The sequence below is a fragment of the Gracilibacillus dipsosauri genome, from assembly GCF_003176895.1.
Lineage (GTDB): Bacteria > Bacillota > Bacilli > Bacillales > Amphibacillaceae > Gracilibacillus > Gracilibacillus dipsosauri.
Window position 1 is genome coordinate 177807 of sequence record NZ_QGTD01000001.1, and the last position, 21181, is coordinate 198987.

At 34.6% G+C, this 21181-nt stretch carries 18 protein-coding genes; 11 read left to right on the forward strand and 7 right to left on the reverse strand.

Translation table 11 applies throughout. The annotated features are described in order from the left end of the window. Nucleotides 1–706: 706 nt before the first annotated feature. Nucleotides 707–925, forward strand: a complete 219-nt coding sequence (locus tag DLJ74_RS00880; RefSeq protein ID WP_109982950.1) for a hypothetical protein — start codon at nucleotides 707–709, stop codon at nucleotides 923–925. A gap of 464 nt (nucleotides 926–1389) precedes the next feature. Here the strand turns inward: DLJ74_RS00880 and DLJ74_RS00890 are convergent, their stop codons facing one another. Further along, nucleotides 1390–1782, reverse strand: a complete 393-nt coding sequence (locus DLJ74_RS00890; protein ID WP_054860491.1) for a MerR family transcriptional regulator — start codon at nucleotides 1780–1782, stop codon at nucleotides 1390–1392. 296 nt (nucleotides 1783–2078) lie between these two features. On the opposite strand from DLJ74_RS00890, the gene DLJ74_RS00895 reads away from it, so the two are divergent. Next, nucleotides 2079–2396 (forward strand): hypothetical protein, encoded by a 318-nt coding sequence (locus DLJ74_RS00895; RefSeq protein WP_054860492.1) that lies wholly within the window; start codon nucleotides 2079–2081, stop codon nucleotides 2394–2396. A 198-nt stretch (nucleotides 2397–2594) separates the two neighbouring features. Here the strand turns inward: DLJ74_RS00895 and DLJ74_RS00900 are convergent, their stop codons facing one another. The 3 genes from DLJ74_RS00900 to DLJ74_RS00910 are packed head-to-tail and all read right to left on the reverse strand — an operon-like array spanning nucleotide 2595 to nucleotide 5496. Next, nucleotides 2595–3152: an NADPH-dependent FMN reductase gene (locus DLJ74_RS00900; protein WP_109982951.1), complete on the reverse strand. Its 558-nt coding sequence runs from the start codon at nucleotides 3150–3152 to the stop codon at nucleotides 2595–2597. Between the two features lie 25 nt (nucleotides 3153–3177). Beyond that, the gene (locus DLJ74_RS00905; protein ID WP_245902227.1) at nucleotides 3178–4101 is read right to left on the reverse strand and encodes an NADP-dependent oxidoreductase; all 924 of its coding nucleotides are present in this window, start codon (nucleotides 4099–4101) and stop codon (nucleotides 3178–3180) included. 15 nt (nucleotides 4102–4116) lie between these two features. Next, nucleotides 4117–5496: an MFS transporter gene (locus DLJ74_RS00910; protein WP_245902232.1), complete on the reverse strand. Its 1380-nt coding sequence runs from the start codon at nucleotides 5494–5496 to the stop codon at nucleotides 4117–4119. Nucleotides 5497–5626: 130 nt separating this feature from the next. Between DLJ74_RS00910 and DLJ74_RS00915 the strand changes: the two genes are divergently transcribed. Then, a complete protein-coding gene (locus DLJ74_RS00915) occupies nucleotides 5627–6523 on the forward strand; it encodes a LysR family transcriptional regulator (protein WP_109982953.1) in 897 nt (298 codons plus the stop codon). Between the two features lie 199 nt (nucleotides 6524–6722). Here DLJ74_RS00915 and sigJ read toward each other — a convergent pair whose 3' ends face one another. The 3 genes from sigJ to DLJ74_RS00930 all read right to left on the reverse strand — a co-directional run bounded on the left by sigJ (nucleotide 6723) and on the right by DLJ74_RS00930 (nucleotide 9414). Then, on the reverse strand, nucleotides 6723–7586 hold the full coding sequence (sigJ, locus tag DLJ74_RS00920; protein WP_109982954.1) for an RNA polymerase sigma factor SigJ: 864 nt from the start codon (nucleotides 7584–7586) through the stop codon (nucleotides 6723–6725). 46 nt (nucleotides 7587–7632) lie between these two features. After that, entirely contained in the window at nucleotides 7633–8814 is a 1182-nt protein-coding gene (locus tag DLJ74_RS00925; protein ID WP_109982955.1) for an NAD(P)/FAD-dependent oxidoreductase, read from the reverse strand. 195 nt (nucleotides 8815–9009) lie between these two features. Further along, complete coding sequence (locus tag DLJ74_RS00930; RefSeq protein ID WP_219987210.1) at nucleotides 9010–9414, reverse strand: DoxX family protein; 405 nt, start codon at nucleotides 9412–9414, stop codon at nucleotides 9010–9012. A gap of 405 nt (nucleotides 9415–9819) precedes the next feature. On the opposite strand from DLJ74_RS00930, the gene DLJ74_RS00935 reads away from it, so the two are divergent. The 8 genes from DLJ74_RS00935 to DLJ74_RS00970 all read left to right on the forward strand — a co-directional run bounded on the left by DLJ74_RS00935 (nucleotide 9820) and on the right by DLJ74_RS00970 (nucleotide 20414). Further along, nucleotides 9820–10293 (forward strand): MarR family winged helix-turn-helix transcriptional regulator, encoded by a 474-nt coding sequence (locus tag DLJ74_RS00935; RefSeq protein WP_181397406.1) that lies wholly within the window; start codon nucleotides 9820–9822, stop codon nucleotides 10291–10293. Between the two features lie 77 nt (nucleotides 10294–10370). Then, the gene (locus tag DLJ74_RS00940; protein WP_109982957.1) at nucleotides 10371–11252 is read left to right on the forward strand and encodes a permease; all 882 of its coding nucleotides are present in this window, start codon (nucleotides 10371–10373) and stop codon (nucleotides 11250–11252) included. Nucleotides 11253–11283: 31 nt separating this feature from the next. Beyond that, nucleotides 11284–11412, forward strand: coding sequence for a hypothetical protein (locus DLJ74_RS20860; protein ID WP_281269885.1), 129 nt, complete (start codon nucleotides 11284–11286; stop codon nucleotides 11410–11412). Between the two features lie 77 nt (nucleotides 11413–11489). Next, the gene (locus DLJ74_RS00945) at nucleotides 11490–12551 is read left to right on the forward strand and encodes a flavin-containing monooxygenase (RefSeq protein ID WP_109982958.1); all 1062 of its coding nucleotides are present in this window, start codon (nucleotides 11490–11492) and stop codon (nucleotides 12549–12551) included. A gap of 1112 nt (nucleotides 12552–13663) precedes the next feature. Then, nucleotides 13664–14569 carry a LysR family transcriptional regulator gene (locus DLJ74_RS00955; protein WP_054789146.1) on the forward strand — a complete coding sequence of 302 codons (906 nt, stop codon included), beginning with the start codon at nucleotides 13664–13666 and terminating at the stop codon, nucleotides 14567–14569. A 123-nt stretch (nucleotides 14570–14692) separates the two neighbouring features. After that, nucleotides 14693–15709: an NAD(P)H-dependent amine dehydrogenase family protein gene (locus DLJ74_RS00960; protein ID WP_109982960.1), complete on the forward strand. Its 1017-nt coding sequence runs from the start codon at nucleotides 14693–14695 to the stop codon at nucleotides 15707–15709. A 1092-nt stretch (nucleotides 15710–16801) separates the two neighbouring features. Then, nucleotides 16802–18676, forward strand: coding sequence for an ATP-dependent nuclease (locus DLJ74_RS00965; RefSeq protein WP_109982961.1), 1875 nt, complete (start codon nucleotides 16802–16804; stop codon nucleotides 18674–18676). Nucleotides 18677–18686: 10 nt separating this feature from the next. Further along, complete coding sequence (locus tag DLJ74_RS00970; protein WP_109982962.1) at nucleotides 18687–20414, forward strand: UvrD-helicase domain-containing protein; 1728 nt, start codon at nucleotides 18687–18689, stop codon at nucleotides 20412–20414. Nucleotides 20415–21181 lie beyond the last annotated feature (767 nt).

Consider the following 21181-nt stretch of genomic DNA (forward strand, 5'->3'; position numbering starts at 1 on the left):
GTGTAAAGTTAACAAAGGCCGATGCTAAGTAAAAACAAAGAAAGCAAAAGAAACAGGCAAGTAGAAATTGAGGAAAGAATGAAAGGATGGTTTGGAATAATACCAGCTCATTCTAACATTCAAATAAAGTTTGATTAAAAATACCTAACAAACCTATACTTTACGATAAGTGAAAAGAATCCATTTAGGAAAAATAATGATCAAAATGGATTCTTTTCCTGTAGTTTTGCACTAGCGGCATACCATAATCACTTGTTTTGTCAGTATCCCTCCTGAAATAAATATATAATTTTACCCAATGAAGAAGGCCACTTTTCTTTAAGGTTTTTTTTTCGAAAATTAGTGTAGAATAGATCACTGAGTATTCAACAGTCAGATATAGCTAATATTTCTCGTCGTGGTCTTATCAACCTCTTCCTCTTTTACCATCCCCAAACTAACACCTTTGCGCTCACAATATTCCCGTTCAATTTTACATTTCTCTAACACACATCCTTCTAATAAATATCTCTCGTTTTGATAGTATGAGCGATTTCAATAGCATTCTTGTTGTAATAAAGGAAATTGTTCTTGAATATATTACACTTGTTTATTGCGCTCAAAAAATGTTTTAATCATAACACACACAAAGAGCACGGGAATCTTGTACTTCCATCTCTAGAGAATTATAATAAGGTTAACTTGAAAAGAAAGGGAAGATCCAGGTATGAATATTACGCCACAAGAAAAACATCTAATAAAGGCTCTCCGCGAAGCTACACTGCCTCCTTTATTTGTGCTCATCCGAATAAGGAATCAAATCTTAGATGACATTGAAAATATCGAAGAAAGCAGAAGACATGAAATCGTAAAAGCATTAGAAGAGTACATCGGACCCCTCTGGGAAGATTATTACGAGCAGAATAAATTACACTCCAAAGATTAATGAACCGTCGCATTCGGTGGTATATCTACTTTAATCCTTAACACATTCGACTTATTCTCATGGCGTTTGGTAAACGATAAAGGGGGTCATGGGAAGGGGATATCTACATGTAATATATTAATAGGTATTGGAGCTATAATTTTCAAGAAAATATTTAACTCAACTCTTTTCTAAAGTCAATGATTGTAGGCCCGTCAAAAATATGGTACGATGCTTTAATGACGAGGTACTAATAACATCCAGAGACTCCTAAAAGACAAATACCAGCACCAATCCAATCATATTACCCCGGAGTTTTTTTATTCCCCATCCCCACAATACAGAAAGAATAATAAACACTCCTCCACCTAGTCCCAAGTAAAAAGGTTTACCCTGTCTCAACCATAACCATATTAAATACCCTCCCCAAATTCAATTAATCCTGCAAATAGAATAATACAATAGATGTAAACATAGTGATCTTCTTATACTTTTTTTGCTGGAATTTCGATATTTTTGAAACATTCTTCCCAAGACAAACAACTACATTTCAGACTATTATCTAGAACTGATTGCATAACCTTCAATTGATTGATTTTATCTTGCAATTCACTCTTTTTCTTAGTAGCCATTGCCTTCCATCGTTCAGATGGACTAATGTTTGAATCAAAACCTTCTAATAAAATCTTTATCTCGTCAATTTGAAACCCTGCGCTTTGCGCTAACTTAATTACCTGTATCCTACCGATAATTTCAGATGAATACTCTCTTTTTCCATTTACTCGATTTGCATTTGGTATTAACCCAATTTGTTCGTAATAACGCAAAGCTGAAGTATTTACTCCTACTTTTTCTGCAACTTGTCCAATTGAAAGCATAAATTCTCTCCCCTAACTTAAAGTTAACTTTAATTGATTAAACATATTCTAACACGAATTTTATGTCATCAAACCTTTTTCAGGGTGCGAACAATAATGACGCATGCTAGCCTAATAGGTCAAGAAATAATCAAAGACATAAGTATCTAATTGATGCTGACATTAAAAGTAATCAACATACTTGTACCCAGTTTTCAATATTATCTATTGACTTAAAGTTAACTTGAAGTGATATTTTGATTTTAACATGGAACTTATTTCATAAAATTTAACTACTTGTTTTGGAGGGAAAAAGAATGGCTCAGGCTAAAATTGCATGTCAAAAATTATGTTTTTCTAATGAGGAGAAAATGTTATATGAAGAATTAAGAGGAAAAATTTTCAAAGAGCTAGTGAAAATTGAAGAATTAGAGGATGGGTATACCTTCGTGTTGGAGGGAAAAGAACACCTTTTGTCAGATTTAGTTATTTGGATTCCCTTAGAAAAGAAATGTTGCCCTTTTTTAAAATTCACGATTAATATTTACCACGATGATTATTTATACCTCAAATTAACTGGCCCAGATGAAACCAAGCAGTTTTTATTATTAGAATTAAAGTTAGATCAGAAATGAAAAATATTAAATAAGATAGTTGGCTATCAGAAGATAACCCTAAATTAAACAGGGTTATCCTCTTTTTAGTTGATGGATGTGGAGCCCAATAACTCCATTTAAACCCAGTGTAAAATTCCAAATAAACCTGTTACAGTTGTTCCCCGTGACAATGGAATATATTTTTTACTAGAAAGATTTAATTTTAATCATAATCAGTTAAGCCCTAAGCGTTTTTAACGCATTACTCCATTTGATCACCTCATCGATTAATTCATGTAAAGCATCTATTTGGTAACTGGTTGGTTTAAGTTCGTTAAAATTTTCAAAATCATTAATTAGTGATAGTGCCACTTGGGTTCTAACATCTGCAACCATGAGTCCTCCCATAATTAATCTTAAGTTTTCTACAGCTCTGACACCACCATTCCCACCGTAACTGATGAAGCCTGCAGCCTTGTGATTCCACTCATTATACAAGTAATCAATCGCATTTTTTAATGCACCAGATGTTGCGTGATTGTATTCTGGAGTCACAAATATAAATCCATCACAATCTTCAATTGCTTTTGACCATCTTTTTGTATGTGATTTACTATATTGTCCAAATATAGCTGCCTTTGATTCATCTAGTAATGGCAGCTGATAATCTGCTACATCCACTAACTTGAACAGTGCATCACTCCGTTGCTGTGCAAGATTATATACCCATTCTGCCACTTGTTCACCTTTTCTCCCCGGTCTAGTTGATCCAATTATAATAGCGATTTTAATCATTTTAATGTCCTCCTTTAGAAGATAGTTATTGATTTATCGTAAAAACGACTTTGCCATGGCCATGCCCTGTTTCCACTTCCCGATGCGCTTCAACCGCATCCTCAAGGTCAAAAGCTTTTCGGACATAGACTTGAAGTAGTCCTTCTTCAACTAATTGTGTTAATTGATAAAGTCGCGCTTGTGTTCGTTCACCTACAACTGTTTTCACTCCTGTTTTTTCGATAAGATGGCGTGAAGCTGTAGTAATAATTCGATCATTCGATGACACTAATTTTATCGAAGCATATAACGCTTCAGGTCCCGCAGCGTCAAGTGCAGCATCTACTCCTTCTGGGACTAACTTTTTTACATTATCAACTAAATCATCTCCATATTTGATTGGAATAGCACCCAGCCTACGCAAATAGTCATGATTGGCTTCACTCGAAGTGCCAATTACTTTTATTCCTCTCGATCTAGCAAGTTGAACAGCCATTGTTCCAACACCACCTGCAGCTGCGTGAATGAGTAATGTATCTCCATTTGAAATATGAATGCCATCAAGTGCCATAAGTGCAGTTTGACCGGAAGCAGAAAGTGCTCCTGCTTCTTCCCAACTCATATGGCTTGGTTTTTTGACGACTTGGTTTGCATTAATTACGACGTACTCTGCATGAGCAGAAAGTGTTGTCCAACCAATCACATGATCCCCTTTTGATACAGAAATTACATCGGATCCAACCTCTACTACAATACCTGAAAACTCATTCCCGAGCAGCTGAGGTGAGTCGATAACCATATCCTTAAAAAATCCACTTCTAATTTTCACATCCACAGGTTGTAGCCCTGCTGCCATTACTTTTATACGAATTTGGTTCTTTTCTAGATTCGGTACTGGTACCCGTTTAATTTCCATTATCTCGGCACCCCCAAATTGGTTGAACACAGCTGCCTTCATTTGTTTGCTCATGTATAACTCCTCCTTTCAAATTTCTTTGTTTCGAAAACGGTACATCCACTGATAAAGCAAAACTAAGTTCATTAATGTCAATATAAACAAGAAGAAATACACATTACTATATACTCCTGAAATCCCATGTGCTCCGAAAGGATTTATAGGAACTTGACTTATATGATCTAGCATTGTAGAAGCTATTGCACCACTTATAGCTGTAGATAAGAAGTTATTTAAACTATACACTCCCATTCCAATCCCTGACTCATCACTTTCAAGTGTGCTGGAAACCCAGTTTACTAATGTTGGTTGCATAAAAATATAGCCCACACCTGTGAAAATGAGGAAAAATGATACACCTATAATTGAATATCCAGAAATAGTAGATAAAGCAATAAGGCCTACACTAATCAAGCTTATGGCAAAAGACATCACAAACCGATTTCCTTTGTAGTCAATTAGTTTTCCTCCAATATAACCTAAAAAAGCTGCACTAATAGCTCCAGGGAAAAGTAGCAATCCAACCCATGTTTCATTCAAATGATAAGCCTGGCTAAAAAGTAATGGTGTGATTAATAAAACACCAAAATTAACCGCTGCATTAATTCCACCCATGATCAGTCCACGTCGATAATCGCGATTTCGAAATAATGTTAAGGGAATCAATGGTATTAATGATTTATTTTGTTGGATTATAAACACAAGTAATGTAACTATACTTGTCAGTAAAAGTAGTAAGTTGAGTAAGGTAATGGAAAGCATGAAACTTACTATTGTAATAGTGAGAAGAACAACACCAGTGTAATTGAATTGTTCTGCCTTTCTCAGATTCTCTTTAGGCAACCACTTGTAACCAAAGGGTAAGGTAACAACAATCGCTAATGAGAATAAAAATAGTGCTTTCCAATGCCCAATACCCACAATAAATCCACCAATAATAGGTCCAACCGCACTTGAAAATGCTAACGTCGACGCCACTATTCCAAGTGCTCGCCCTCGACGTTCCTTTTGTACGAATCGCACTGGAATAAGCATCGATAAGGTTGGAATAGATGATGCTCCAATACCTTGTAACATCCGACTTATAATTAACACGTAAAAATCTTGCGAAACAAGCCCAATAACAGAACCGATTGAAAAAATTATGACTCCGAATAATGCAAGAGTTCTAATACCAAATAAATCTGCCAATTTACCGTAGACTAAAGCTCCGATGGCATAAACAATTCCGAAAATGGTCACGATCCAGCTTGTTGAGCTTAAACTAACGTTTAGCTCTTCAGATATATCAGATAATGCAACATTGAACATCATGATATTCATGGCTGAAAAAGGGATCATAATGCAAATTAGTTGAATTAAACGTCTCTCTTGAATATTTTTTGGTGTTTTTTGTTTATGTGAAATCATATGCCGCACTGTCTGTCACCTCCAATCCTCTTGCTTAATTCCAGTATAAAGTTGATATATCATAAATAAAAATGTATATTTAGTTATATATTGATAAGTATTTAGTTATTAATTAGAGGGGAGTTTAATAATGGATTTACTTCAATTAAAATACTTTCAAAAGGTAGCAGAGATTAGACATATGACAAAAGCATCACAAGAGCTTCATATAACGCAACCTGCATTAAGTCAGACAATTGCCAAATTGGAAAAAGATATTGGGGTGCCGCTTTTTAATCGTGAAGGAAGACAAATTCGATTAAATCAGTATGGTGAAGCATTTTTAAAAAAAGTAAATATTGCATTAAATGCTTTAGAGGAAGGAAGAAGAGAGGTTGATGATTTAGCAGGATTACAACAAGGAAGAGTATCACTGGATACGACATTTATCCCCCACTTTCCTAATGTGATTAATCAATTCACCGAAAAATATCCAGATATCAATTTTGACATTTCCCATGCTTCTTCCCAAGAGGAGAAAGAAAATTTACTAGTAAATGGTGAGATTGACTTTTGTATAACATGTCATCCAATTGATTATAAAGGGTATCATAATGTTCCTATTCAAAGAGAAGATATCGTTCTTGTTGTACCGAAAACTCATCGATTTGCTAGTATGACAACGCTCGAATTGAGTGAGGCTGCAAAAGAACCATTTATAAGCTTTAAAAAGAAACAGCCATTTCGAGAAACAGTAGAAAATTTGTGTCTTAAAGCTGGGTTCAAACCAAATATCATATGTGAAACCGATGATTATCAAATTATCAATAATTTAGTTGCATCCAAACTTGGTATCAGTATAGTACCTAAATCATTAGTGGAAAAAAGCAAATTAACAACTGTTGTGCATATTAAGAATCCAATTTCTGAAAGAATTTATTATTTGTCATGGAAAGATGATCGATATCTATCACTTGCAGCACAACAATTTCGTGAATTACTGATTGAACATTATACTCAATTGAATGTAAGTAATGTAGAAGATTAACTAAAAGAAACTGTCAAACTATTTAAAAACACGATTTCTCCATCTTCCAGTTTTCCTTCTTCCATGTTTAAGATGGTGCGGTTCTAAACTCTATGACACCGCAAAGTTAAGGGAACTTCCATTTTTAGAAGTTCCTTTTTATTTATTCTATTAAAGCTATAGAATAACTTTAAAATTTCCCATGGTCTATGTTCGTTATCTAAACTCGTTTAAGTTTATCGGGGTTTCGTACAATGTAGACTCTAGTAAGTTTTCCATCCCGAAGCTCTACAAATATAGTTGCAACGGTTTCGTCCTTTGAACGGAGTAATATACCCATCTCACCGTTCACAGGAGCAACTTCAAATTGAAGATTTTCCTGATAATAGGGCTTTATGCTTTCGAATGCGCTGGCTAGAATTCGAGCAACATAATTGCGCGATTGTATCGGGTGCTTGAAGGACGTTACTTTTCCGCCTCCGTCAGAGACAAGCATAACATCTTCACTTAGGAGAGACAGCACAATATCAACATCCCCTTGCTCAAGAGATTTGATGAACCGGTTAATCCATTCCAAATCTTCCATCTTGGTCGTTACTTGCTCATCATAGAAAATTCCCATTTTGCTTTTCGCTCGGCTCATCAGCTTCCGGCAATTAGCCTCTTGCTTATCAAGAATTTTAGCTATTTTAGGATAATCAAAACACAGCGCTTCACGCAGTATAAAAACAGTTCGCTCTATCGGGGTCAGCCTCTCCAATAACACGAGCATAGCGTATGACAGCAATTCTCGATTCATGACTGTTGTTTCGATTGTATCCTTCTCTGGTGTCCCAATTGGTTCGGGTAGCCATGGACCTACGTACACTTCCCGCCTCTTTCGTGCTGATTTTTGAAGATTGAGACAGTGGTTTGTTACCATTTTACACAAATAAGCCTTAGGTTTCTCTAAACCTTCAGGATGTATGTCATATGCCTTAACAAATACCTCTTGCACTGCATCTTCCGCATCTTCGGCAGAGCCTGTCAATTGATATGCTAACGTGAACAACAGTGTTCCATATTGATTATACAGTTCCTCCATTCCTGCCTCTCCTTCTCCGAGTTGTTTTTTAATGGCTTCTAATTCATCAAAGAAAACTAGCTGAATCCCATGACACCTTCTTGAGCTTCCACGCAAGCTTTCCAGTTATGATAATATCAAGTCCCCATTTTCGTGCCCACACCAACCCACGATCTTTACCTAAGCCAATCCCGTAAACATCCATCATGGATTTGTGAATCGGCGCAGGACGGCCCTCTAAGTCAGCCAGCACAATATCCCCCAATCTGCGTGCCTGCATTCCACCTTCTTTACATGTCATCTGATCAGACTTACTAGTACTCGGATCTACTATTTTTGCACAATCGCCAATGCTATATACGTCCGGTACCCCTTGGACGCGATAACTTTCATCTACCAGTACCTGACCATCAGGAGAAAGAGGCAAGCCCATACTGCGAAGGATCGGATTCGGCATAAGACCGATTGTCCATATACATTGGCCTACTTCCAAACTATCGCCATTACTCAACCTCACTACACCCGCTTCCTCCCTTATCGCCTTACAGTTGTGTAACACAGTCACACCACATTCGCTAAGCATAAGATTCAATTTTCTTCCAACCTTATATGGTCCCTCAGGGAACAAATATTCCTTTGCATTCAGCAAATAGACAGCGATATCAGACGGGTTTAATCTTAACGCCGATGCTTCCTTCCGCATGGCTAACGCCAGCTCAGCGGATGTCTCAATGCCACTGATTCCCGCTCCTGCAACCGCAATTGTCATCAGTCGTTTTCGTTTTTCAGGAACCGTCTCATCGACAGCTTTCCACAGATTTTGGCGCCAGTACTCTCGGATGTTTGCCGCAGCTTGTGGATCTGTCAAGGCGATACCGCCCTGACTGGAATTCGGTCGACGAACGATGCTACCGACTGCAACGATTAAAAGGTGATAAGGAACTAGGATACCGTTTCCTTGTACATCCGTATATCGAATTCGCTTTTTCTCATAATCCACAGACGTAACTGTACCTTGGACGAAATCGACCCCTTCTGAAAAATAATGTGTCCAAGGAACCATAATCTCCTCCTCACTAACAGCTGGACGGAACATCATCACTTTGCGCACATGGCCAGGCTGTCTGTCCAAGAGAATAAACCTAATCTTCCGTCCATTCATCATAGACTGGGTGGTAGACTTTATCGCTTTTAGCGCAGCAAGTCCTGTATGGCCACCTCCAATGATAATACAAGTCAGTTCATTCACCTATCCTCAGCTCCTTTATATTTTCCCAAATTAATGTTGTTTGGCAATATTGTGCAGTCAACCAATGAGTCCTTTATACAAAAGTTAGTATACCGTTTATCCAATGATCATGATGTATATTCCTGGCATTCAAGTTAATTTTCAATAGTTAGCAGAAAGTGCCACTTTGTTAAGAATAAATTTTTCCATATTATCTCAGAAGATAGTGCGCTGTAATATTATCCTGAAAAGGACATGGGACCGAAACGCCCCCATGCAATATACTGCCAGCAAAAGATAGATTATATTTGCTACCACTGGTTTGGCATCCCCGTGGCGAAGGTGGGTAATTATCGCTCCGATCATCAATAACACCCAACAAACGGCAGTCACCGGCACTAAGATTGGAAAGATGTCAACTACAGCGGGTAAGATTAAACCTAATGCTGCCAAGATTTCAAGAACTCCAAGAAACCTTAGAAAGACAACGTTAAAATCTAAAACCCATCCGCCGCCAGGAGACTGAGCTAGCTTCTCTTTGGACATGAATGTCTTGCTGATACCTCCGATTAAGGCTATTAAAGCGAGTAATCCAGTGGCAATCCACAGTACGAAGTTCATTTATTCCTCACCTCCGTTCTACTTACTTATATAACAATATAAGGCACTGATTTGTGACTTCAAAAATGAATTAACGATAATAACATACATAAAGCAGTTAAAAAGAGCCTTTGAGTATTTAATAAATGTCACTTTCGTTTCATTTTTATCCCCCCTACAAGCAATTATGTAAACCAAATGCTAAACTGTTCATACTTTGTTTTTGCCAATTTGGGGAGGTCGATATCACCTTTTCAAATTCAACAAATCCCAAATGTTCTTACAAAGTCTTAATAATGATATAACCTTTTTTATTTCTTTTAATTTCCCTGAGCCGATGACCTTCACTTGTTCAAACCAATACATTATTTTTACAATAGTTGCAATACGCAATTAAATGTTATATACTCAACTCAGGTGATGAATATGAAAAAACAAATTGAAAATAAACAAAGTATTGAAGAAATGCGTCATTTATTTGTCTTACTAGCTCGACAATTTGGTTTACTACAAAAGGAGAGCTCACAATGTTGTGGGGTAACAATGATTCAGAGTCATATTCTTTATGAAATTAATCATAACCATCAATTATCATTGAATGAGTTGGCAGAAAGACTTGGACTAGATAACAGCACTACTAGCAGACATATTCATGGTCTGGTTGAAAAAGGTTACGTAGAACGAAAACCTCACCCAACCGATCGACGGTATGTTACGTTAGGTTTATCAGAAAAAGGAATAGCGTTAGAAGGAAGTATCAGTACCATGATGAATGATTACGTCCTTGATTTGTTTAACCATCTACCAAAAGGAAAGATTCACTCTATGACTTCTGAGTTAAAACTTTTGACTGAGGCAATGTGCAAAAGTGATTATTGTTGTAAGCCTCCGCTTTCATAAGGAGGCTTTAACTAAATATAATACTTGCAAAATGCAATAGTTGCATTTTGTCACATAAGAGGGAAGGTGTGAAATTCATGATTTTTATGGAATTTATTAAATCCTTTTTTATATTATTTGCCGAATTAACGCTACTTTTTATGGGTATCAGTTTCTTAGTGAGTTGGTTACAACAACTCGTTCCTGAGGAGAAAATCAAGGATATCTTAGATCGACCAAAAGGGTGGAAAGGATATTTGTATGGAACAGGTTTGGGGGCTATGACACCATTTTGCTCTTGTTCAACTATCCCCATATTAGCTGGTTTACTTACATCAAAAGCGCCATTTGGACCATCTATGTCATTTTTAATAGCTTCACCACTACTTAATCCGGTAATCCTTATACTAATATGGACTCTAATAGGATGGGAAATGGCTCTCATTTATACTATCTCCATGGTCATCGCGTCCATGTTAATTGGTATGTTGTGGAACTTAATTAATTTGGAACATCAAATCAAAAACATCTCCGTTCGTAAAAACTTAACGGTTCATCGTAAAAGTTCTACTGCTATATGGAAGCTAGCAATTAAAGATGCGTGGGGGTTCTTCCTTTCCGTTCTTCCTTATTTATTTATTGGTGTATTAATTGGGACTTTGATTTATGGTTATGTGCCAAAAACAATTATTTCTACTTATGTGGGGAATCAGAACATATGGACCATCCCCATATCAGCTGTAATTGGTATTCCTCTGTACATTCGAGCAGAAACTTTACTTCCAATTAGTGGGGCGTTGGTTAATCAGGGGATGGGAGTAGGGGCAGTCGTTGCACTTATTATTGGAGGTGCTGGAGCAAGTATTCCTGAAGTTTTTTTGTTAGGGAAGCTTTTTAAATTAAAATTATTGTTTGCATTTGTTGTCTCCATTTTAACTTTAGCTATCACAACTGGAGTTCTAGTTCAAATCTCTTTTTAAAAAATTCCAATTTGAAAGGGGGTGTTGGAAAATGAAAACAAAAAAAGAGTCAACAATCAAAAAATTGTGGAGTGGATTAAAGCCATCTAAGAGTGGTTGTTGCGATGTAAAAATTGAAGAAATATCTAACAAAAATACTTCACATCAAAAAACAAAATAATAATCTGCATGCATTTGCCTGGTCCAATTATGGTGCCAGGCAGTGCAAGTTTCATAAACTTTTAAGGGGGATTTGTTATGTATGATGTCGTTATTATTGGAGCCGGGCAAGCTGGTTTAGCTGCCGGGTATCACCTTCAAAAATCAAACCTAGATTATGTCATATTAGAAGCTAGTGAACAAACTGCTGGCTCCTGGCCAAAATACTATAATCACTTAGTTTTGTTTTCTCCAGCTCAATATTCTTCATTACCAGGGTTAGACATAGATGGAGGGTGCGATTCCTATCCTAATAAAGATGCAGTCATTCAATATTTGAACGATTATCGTAATTATTTTAACCTAAACGTTCAAACGAGGAAAAAAGTAGAGAAAATTAAGAAAAGTAATCATTTTTTTTCATTGAAAACAGTTGATCAAAAATTATATAAGGCGAGAGCAGTAATTTGTGCAACTGGTTCATTTAATAATCCGCACATTCCTAATATTGACAATATGAGTACGTTTGAAGGGAAGTTAATGCATTCATTTCAGTACCGAGAGGCTAATACTTTCAAAGATGAAAGGGTTGTTGTCGTTGGAGGTAGAAATTCTGCAGTACAGATTGCAGTAGAACTAGCACAAGTGGCAAATGTTAGTATCGCTACTCGAACGCCAATTAAATATATACCACAGAGGCTTTTAGGGAAAGATGGTCATTTTTGGGGACGTTTGATTGGATATGACACATTTCCAATAGGTCTTTGGCGTAATGTGAATGATAAGGAACCCGTTATTGATTTAGGTGGTTTTAAAAAAGCTATTGAAGAAAACCATAACCCGGATCAAAGAAATATGTTCACACGTTTTACAAAAGACGGAGTGGTTTGGTCGGATGGGCTGAAGGAATATGTGGATACAGTGATATTTGCTACTGGATATAAACCTAGATTTGACTATTTGGAGTCTTTGAAAACTGTAAATAAAAAAGGAAGTCCGCTTCAAAAAGGTGGTATTAGTAGCAATATAGATGGCTTATATTTTGTTGGTTTGCATTGGCAAAGAAGTCATGCTTCAGCCACACTGAGAGGTGTCGGCCCTGATGCTAAATTTGTTATCAAACATTTAAAGAAGTTTTTAAATTCTGTTAAGAATGAGTGAGAAAGATGTAACAGCAAACAATAAAACGCCTGTCATAATTGTTCCTCTTATTACTGCCGTATGTGGGTTAGGAGATGCTATGCTTTTTATCGTCTTACCGATTTATTTTTATGACCTTTGGACTAGAAGCTTATTGGCAGATAGGGGTCCTATTATCTGTTTATACTATTTTAAAGGTTTAAAAAAATGTTCTATACTCTTTTCCTACTTATTTACCAATTATACAACTTTAAAACCATATGGACTATATTTACTTGTTAAATAAAGAAACCGTTTGTCTAAGTACAGAGTTGCAGAGGTCAAAGCTGTGACCGCTTAATAGGATGAAAAATCTTCTGTTGAATTAACTGGCACGCTTTACTGGAAAGCTAGCGTATCCTTATGTAAATTAAGGTGCAGCTTCTGACCAACTAGATATTCGCAAATCAAGCTCCTAGATTTTAAGGAATAACCAAGCCAAAATATGCATTAATAAAGCAAACAAGACATATTTTGGCTACTTTAAATTTTTGAGTTATTGAGCTAACGCAATCTTACTCTAAGTACAACATTTACCATAATTGAGAAAAATGGGTGTTGGATAATGCATAGTTTCCTTCTCTTCTTCAACAATTCGATTGTTGAAGAACAAATAGATTTTGTGCATCATATCAATTAAATCAATATCTATAAGTTGTATTCCTCTAAAGATCCTGTCGTATCTCTAATTGATATTCCTTAATGATATGATGTTGCTACTTCTTCAAGTGATCTAGCAAATGTCTTGCCCTTCTTATCCATACTTTTGCGGCTATAGTAGGACTTCCAGCGATATTGTAAAATTAGCGATATATTATTCTATTTTCAGATATGTGTGTTGCTGTTTATTTATTTGGATGTTAGAACATTATGGTCTTAAAGAATAAGGAAGAAGTTCAACCGTTGAGATGAACACGAAAAGAAAGTTTGTAAAACACCCCTTGTTCTAAACAAGCGTTCCTAACAAATATCCCAAAGTTGGTATTTTTTTAACCTTTTCGCCAGTACATTAACCCTGAACTTGAGCTGAAATTTCCCGGATCAGAACCTGTTATAAAAACATGTAATTAATCCTTAAAAAATGAGGTGTAACGATGAATTTACTATCTCTTCGTTATTTTGTTGAAGTTGCCAACACGTTAAATTTTACAGAGGCATCAAGGAACCTTCATGTCTCCCAACCCGGAATTAGCCAACAAATTCATATTCTTGAGAAACAGCTTGGAGTAAAGCTTCTTTATCGTACCACGAGAAGTGTAGAGCTAACTGAGGAAGGTAAATATTTGTTAGAAAAAGTGGCCCCTTCCTTTAACCAAATTGAAAACACAGTCTCGAATGTTATGAACACAACTCAAATGCCGTTTCTTGTAAAAATAGCGACCATCCCATCAGCGGCCAGCCTATATTTGCCTAAAATCATGAAAAATCTTCATGAACAATTTCCAGACATCGAATTCAACATTAAAGAGACGACTTCCGCGCATGCGACTGAACTTATCAAAAGTAGAGAATATCATATTGGTTTCATACGAACGCAGGACAACTTCCATTCGTTCAATCAAATGGAAGTGGAGCATTTGGAGCTTAATAGGTCTCCACTTGTGGCAGTTGTGTCTGCTAATCATAAGCTTGCTTCACAACAAAAGATTCATTTGAAAGAGCTGAAAGATGATTTCTTTTTACATTACGATTCGGATCAGTCACCAGCTCTTCATGATTTGCTTCAAACTGCCTGTGAAGAAGCGGGATTTACACCAAAAACAATTTGTAGCGGTTCCGAGTTGCTCACAATTTCGAATCTTGTTTCGAACAATTTCGTTGTTACATTAATGCCCATGGATATGTTTCAGCTAATCGATTCTAAAAGGATTATATGTTTGGGTTTAGAAGGTAATCAACTAGAAAGCTCTATCTCTGCTGTCTGGGAAGAAAGCCCTTATATCAGGAAAAATACGAAATATATGTTGGAGATTCTCTCCAAACTAAAAAGTAATTTATAAGAAAAGGAATTATTTTAGCTTGATTTATAACTCTTCCTTATTAATTTATAACAAACCAGTATTTCTAAATAGAATACTGGTTTGTTAAGATTTCATTATACTAAGAACGAGGGGGAAGAAAAAATGGGTAAAGCGTTAAAAGACTTTAAAATAGTAGTATATGGTCTTGGACCAATCGGAATGGAAATTTTAAAAAAGTGTGAAGAGCATTTGCGTGGAAAAGTAATTGGAGCCGTTGATATCGATCCTGCTAAGATTGGAAAAGATATCGGTGAACTAACCGGATTAGAACAGCGAGGCATACGGGTTGTTTCTTCTATTAAAGAAGTAGAAATACAAGGTGATTATCCACATATTGCGATTCATGCCACTGGTTCAAACTTGCAAACAGTTAGGCCACAAATCAAAGAATTAGTGGATAACGGTTATTCAGTTGTTTCCACTTGCGAACAACTTTCTTATCCATGGCACCGTTATCCGAAATTGTCAAAAGAAATTGATACCTATGCATCTGAAAAAGGGGTAACTGTAATCGGAACAGGCGTTAACCCGGGGTATGTCATGGATACACTCGTATTAAGCTTAACTTCTGTTCTGAGCGATATCTCATCTATACGCGTAACTCGTCGTGTTGACGTGAAAAAGCGCCGCCTTCCTTTACAGAAAAAAGTAGGCGTTGGAATGACAGAGGAAGAATTTAATAATCTTGCTACAGAAGGAAAAATCGGCCATGTTGGTCTTGAAGAATCACTCCGTCTCCTTGCAGCTGGCCTTGACTTCGATCTCGAAAGTGTAAAGAATTCTATCAATCCAAAAGTGACAGACCAGCCGCTTTCATTACCTCATTTTGACGTGAAAGCCGGAGAAGTAATTGGTCTTCACCAAGTGTCCAAGGCTTCTACAAAAGATGGAAGAAACATTGAGCTTGACCTAGTTATGGCAACTTCGGTCAACGAATCAGAAGATGCTATAGAAATCGATGGAGACATGAAGCAAAGACTTGTAATTCCAGGTGGTATTTTCGGCGATTCAGCAACAGCTTCCATCATTATTAACACTACCAAAATAGTTGCGCTGGAAGTAAAACCAGGACTACAAACAATGAAAGACATTAGATTGACAAGAAACATTCACCTTTAAAATAAAAAAGAAAAGATTTCAGTGATACATTTATCTCTGTTATTTTTTCCTCTTTTATTCTTTCATGTAATAACTTGCTGATATTGTTATCAACAACATTATTCTTACATCATTGCAAGACTAATATAATTCCAACTTCAAATCTTCTTCCACAAACCTCCCTTTACTTCATGTACATTCGTACATTCTGTTACGAAGTCACCTGAAATAAAAGTTAAATATTGTATGTCCTAATTTAAAATAGCTACCTAAACAGTAGCTATTTTTCATCTTATATCTCTTCATATTATAACACCCTGTACTCTTCGTTAAATACATAATTGGTTCTTGAAGCTTGATATACAAATATCTCTTCGAACTGGTTCTACTCCCATTTTTAAAGCATTTATTTACAATAGTCTTGTTGTGATTAGTGTTTGTTGTAGCAAATACATAAGTGTTTATATGTTCTACGATATATATTTGTCACCTTTCTTACCTCTTTTATAAATTCAGGATTAATAGACCGATTGCTATCAATTTGATTACCACTTCTATTGAACATGTCCAAATGTATCCTTCAATAGTTTCTTTTATTGGTAACTACAACATAAAAAAACCCTCTGCTTCTATGTTAAACGCAGAGGGTGAGATAAATAATTTGATATTTACAATTTTTTCTAAATCTTCAATCTAAACATTTGAATATTTTTACCAAAAAAAGACATTTCAGTATTGAACTTTTTTCATGCTACAATTTTATGTTCACGTACATTATTGTTGGTAACTAATGAATCCTTTTATATATGGTTTTTTCATTTTGACACAATTTTTTAAATTACATTAATGTTGGTAACCGGATCTTTTCATTTTTATAACACTGACATTTAAGTTGGTAACTGATATATACAAAGGATGGCATGAACTACATGCCACCCTTATCATTCATTTTATACATTTGAAACCTTGTTACAAATTACCAAAAATCACTAAAATCACTTCCAATATAAAGAATAAACCGCTAAAATAGTAATAAAATATCTAATCCAATTTTAAAAGAAGTCTATTTATGAAGGAAATTATTTTAAAAAATATAATTCAGTAGGTGATTGAATGTATTTATCAAATATGACTATAGAAAATTTCAGAGGCATATCATCAATGAATTTGTCTTTTAAAAAAGATATCAATATCATAATTGGAGAAAATGGTGCTCATAAATCAACCATAATAGATGCAATTCGATTATTATACAATTTTGGGGTGCCTTATAAGCAAATATATATTAAAAACGAGGACTTTTTTACAAATAGTGAAACAGGAGAGTCTGAAGACATTATTTCTATTACATATGAATTTAGAGGATTAACTGAAATACAAAAAGGAACCTTATATGAATATATAATTTTTGACTCCTCAGAGGATTATGCATCGATAACAATAAATTATGAAAGAAGACAGGATAAACATCCAAAATTCAATTATTTTACTGGGGGAAATCCAGGACAAAGAGCAAATTCCGGTACATTTGAAATTTTTCAACATTATTTTTTAGGAGCGTTAAGAGACAGTACAAGTGATTTACTTTCTCCCCAAAAGAATCTTCTTGCAAAAGTAATAAAAAGAAGTATCGATACCAATAACTCAGAACAAGAATTCAAAGACATTATGACTAATGCCAACAGTGAGTTATTAGGAAGGGACGAAGTAAGTTCTACTAAAGAAAATATAAACAGTAACCTGAATGATATGTATTCGTCTATCCCCAATATCGGTCTGCATATTGAACAATCAAAAATTGAACCCATTGTTAATGCAATTAAGCCATTTCTGCCTTTTTCCAATCCTATAGAGAACAATACAGGTTTAAGCTTATTTCAAAATAGCCTTGGTTACAATAACTTAATATATATTGCGACAGTATTAAGTGACATGAACGATAGGGTCAATAAGGATGAAACTATACATCATGCTCTTCTAATCGAAGAACCAGAAGCACACTTACATCCACAATTACAATTAAATTTATATAATTTTCTAAAAGACCAAATTTGCAATGATAATTGTCAACTGTTTATAACATCCCACTCTCCCACATTAACCTCTAAGACTGAATTAGAAAAATTATTTACTGTTGATACAAATTCCTTTAAATGTGTTGGAGAAATGTTTGAGGATAGAGTTAATGAAAATTTAACCCAAAATAATAGAACTATGAATGATAATGATTTTTTAAGTAAGAGGAAAATGTTAGAGAGGTATTTAGATGTAACAAAATCACAAATGTTGTACGCTAAATCATTAATCCTAGTTGAAGGAATTTCAGAAGAGTTATTACTATCAACTTTTGCAGAATTTGAAGGATTTAAATTTGAGGAAAAAGATATTGAATTAGTCCAAACCGGGACTTCTTTCTATCCGTTCCTTCTTTTATTTAATTCTACAGATGAAAATAAAAGGATAGCAAAAAAAGTATCCGTTGTAACTGATGATGATCGATTTACTGACTCTAAAAAAGCAGAATATTCTTTTGATTATTTGGTTTTAGATGACTACAACAAACTAAATGAATTGCGTGAAAATATATCTAATTCTGCTATAAGCTCACGAATAAATAATCTGAATTCATTTAAAAATGGACAAGAAAATATTGAAACCTTTACTGCATATAAAACATTTGAGTATGAGATAACAAAATCAAATGTTCCAGATAGAAAAGAAGACATCTTTTCCAACCTAATATTTCTATATTTAGTAGAAACCCAAAACTCAAAGTTAACTCAAATTCAGTCTTACATAGAGCAATGTCCCAGCACTTTAACTGATATTTATAAAACAAACATAGCAATGCTTATGTGGAAAGCGCTACCGAGTAAGGCAGAGTTTGCTCAGGATTTCGCTTATTTTTTATTACAATATAAAGATGATGAACGATATAACTTTAATATACCTAATTATATACGTGATTCGTTTAACCATTTAAGGTAGGTAATAAACTATGAATTTTGATATGAATGAAGAAAGGGAACAATATATATATGAACGAGGAAAGATCATTGTTAATGCATGTCCAGGTAGTGGTAAAACTACCTCTGTAGGTTATAAATTAATGAACCTCGTTAACAACTGGGACTATAAATGTTCAGGTATAGCTTGTTTATCCTTTACAAACGTTGCTAAAAATGAGATTAATGATAAATTTTTTGATTTTAATAAAGCATCACTTAATTATCCGCATCTAATATCTACTATTGATAGTTTTATTAACAGATATATTACCTTACCACATTTTAAAACCAAATATCGATGTCAAGGTAGACCTATGATATTAGAAAATGATTCTATACTTGACTCTTTATCGTTTCAACAGTTTAGAATTAACAATAGACCAATACAGTATATATATCCACCTTCAAAGATTGACATTAATGTAGATGGAACTTTTTTATTCAATGGCAATTCATTAGATTTAAGTGATGAAGATAAAATAATCTTTGATCGCTATTGCAGAACCCTTAAAAATCACCAATTTTTAAGGGGTTTATTAAAAAACTCAGATTCACTTTATGCAGCCTACCAGATATTATTAAATAATCCTAGAATTGCAAACTCGTTGGCTAAAAGGTTTAAATACATTATCGTAGATGAAGCTCAGGACACTTCAGAAATACAACACTTAATAATAGATCAATTAATTGATAATGGGCTTAAAAACATTGAGTTAATCGGCGACCCTTATCAGTCTCTTTATGAATGGAGAAACGCTAGACCAGATCTTTTTTTAGAGAAAGTTGCCTCTGTAGATTGGACTTCACTAGAATTCACAAGATGCAAAAGATCATTAGAACCTATAGTAAAAGCATATAGTTTATTTCGTGTTCAAGAACATAATAATTTAGTTGGTCAAGAACTAAGAGATGATAACGAAAAACCCATCCATATCATATACTTTAAAAACTATGATCAACTTGTTAGTAAATATGAAGAAATATCTTCTGAATACCGCAGAAAGAAAATTTTAGTAAGAGGTACATCGCTACTTAGGGAGCTAAATGCCCTTAATACTTACATTGATTTGTGGAAAGAAACGCCTTTTTCGCCTTTACAGTTTATATACGCAAAGGAAGAGTTACAAAATGGAGATATAAAGTCTGCAATAAATAGATTATTTAACTGTATCCCTTTATTAATTAATCCTGATTTTGCTAACAATGTAAAATCAAAACAGGATTTTATTGAAGTTAATAGAGATAACCACTCATTTACAGCGAAACTACTTTTATTATTAAAAAGTATTCCAGACTTTAACAAAACTTTAACTGAATGGAATGATGAAGTAAAAGAAACCTGCAGTAGTATTTTTGAATTAGAATCACCTCCAACCTTTGTTTTAAAAGCAGGGATACACAGACCAAAGCACTCAATGTTGGTTAGTCAACTTTTCGAAAGAACAGTTAATTCAACAAATGTAAGTACTATACACAAGGTAAAAGGGAAAACATACGATTCAATTATGATTGTACTTAGTCCTAATAGTTCCGGTCAGAGTTTATCTATTAACGACTTTATTAGGCCTGATGAGATGCCAGATGAAAAAAAGCGATTATTGTATGTAGCAATGTCACGACCAAAGTGGCAATTAGTGGTGGCAGTTCCAAACCAAAGTAGGTTGACAGTTGAACGTCATGCTGAACTTTTTGGTGACTGTATAGTACACGAAATATAAAATTATTTCATTTGTCATTCATTTAATTTATCAATTAGATAGCAGTATATTAATTTTCTATTAAAAAGACTACAAAACTTAAAAATTTTACATTTACCTTTACAAATTTTGTAGTCTTTTTGACTTACTGTTTGTTCCATTTAAACCCCCAATAACGGGAAATCATATTACTCTTAATTAACAAAAACTAATTGCTACAACACAACAAAATATAAAATATTTATTGGGTATAAAAGTGTGTTTCCTACAGAAACCTCATCCCTAGTTTCCCTTCTTATTATCCGATGTTCAAAAATTAAGGAACGATCTTGTGCACGAAAAAAAGCACCAATTTCGGTGCTGTTAACCACTTATTCATTTTATACATTTCGTTATAATTCTTAAGAAATTCATTGATCTCACTCAAATAATTGAAGTTTATAATTAGAGTATGATTCAAAGTAATATTCAAAAACACCTTCATGTAACTCATGATATTCATATTAGTTCTTGGCTGCATAAGGCAATCCATAAAAAATCCTGAAAAACCTATTCAGAGTCATTGTGTTTCTCAAGTAATTCTGAATAGTTACTCTGAACACTTTCTATGTACTCTTCCCATTCAATTGGTTTTGGACACCCCTTCGATCTGATATGACTTTTCAAAAATTTGATCCATTCTTTATCAAGGCACCTCACTCCAATACAAATACTTGAATTAATTTTTAAGCAAGTCCAATACTTTATGATTTTTCTTTTTTCTAGTTTACCATATATTAAACAACTAT

Excerpts from the sequence above, each read along its gene's own strand:
- DLJ74_RS00880 (WP_109982950.1), top strand. The coding sequence starts at position 707 with ATGAATATTACGCCACAAGAAAAACATCTAATAAAGGCTCTCCGCGAA.
- DLJ74_RS00890 (WP_054860491.1), bottom strand. The coding sequence starts at position 1,782 with ATGCTTTCAATTGGACAAGTTGCAGAAAAAGTAGGAGTAAATACTTCA.
- DLJ74_RS00895 (WP_054860492.1), top strand. The coding sequence starts at position 2,079 with ATGGCTCAGGCTAAAATTGCATGTCAAAAATTATGTTTTTCTAATGAG.
- DLJ74_RS00900 (WP_109982951.1), bottom strand. The coding sequence starts at position 3,152 with ATGATTAAAATCGCTATTATAATTGGATCAACTAGACCGGGGAGAAAA.
- DLJ74_RS00905 (WP_245902227.1), bottom strand. The coding sequence starts at position 4,101 with ATGAGCAAACAAATGAAGGCAGCTGTGTTCAACCAATTTGGGGGTGCC.
- DLJ74_RS00910 (WP_245902232.1), bottom strand. The coding sequence starts at position 5,496 with ATGATTTCACATAAACAAAAAACACCAAAAAATATTCAAGAGAGACGT.
- DLJ74_RS00915 (WP_109982953.1), top strand. The coding sequence starts at position 5,627 with ATGGATTTACTTCAATTAAAATACTTTCAAAAGGTAGCAGAGATTAGA.
- sigJ (WP_109982954.1), bottom strand. The coding sequence starts at position 7,586 with ATGGAGGAACTGTATAATCAATATGGAACACTGTTGTTCACGTTAGCA.
- DLJ74_RS00930 (WP_219987210.1), bottom strand. The coding sequence starts at position 9,414 with ATGAACTTCGTACTGTGGATTGCCACTGGATTACTCGCTTTAATAGCC.
- DLJ74_RS00935 (WP_181397406.1), top strand. The coding sequence starts at position 9,820 with ATGAAAAAACAAATTGAAAATAAACAAAGTATTGAAGAAATGCGTCAT.
- DLJ74_RS00940 (WP_109982957.1), top strand. The coding sequence starts at position 10,371 with ATGATTTTTATGGAATTTATTAAATCCTTTTTTATATTATTTGCCGAA.
- DLJ74_RS20860 (WP_281269885.1), top strand. The coding sequence starts at position 11,284 with ATGAAAACAAAAAAAGAGTCAACAATCAAAAAATTGTGGAGTGGATTA.
- DLJ74_RS00945 (WP_109982958.1), top strand. The coding sequence starts at position 11,490 with ATGTATGATGTCGTTATTATTGGAGCCGGGCAAGCTGGTTTAGCTGCC.
- DLJ74_RS00955 (WP_054789146.1), top strand. The coding sequence starts at position 13,664 with ATGAATTTACTATCTCTTCGTTATTTTGTTGAAGTTGCCAACACGTTA.
- DLJ74_RS00960 (WP_109982960.1), top strand. The coding sequence starts at position 14,693 with ATGGGTAAAGCGTTAAAAGACTTTAAAATAGTAGTATATGGTCTTGGA.
- DLJ74_RS00965 (WP_109982961.1), top strand. The coding sequence starts at position 16,802 with ATGTATTTATCAAATATGACTATAGAAAATTTCAGAGGCATATCATCA.
- DLJ74_RS00970 (WP_109982962.1), top strand. The coding sequence starts at position 18,687 with ATGAATTTTGATATGAATGAAGAAAGGGAACAATATATATATGAACGA.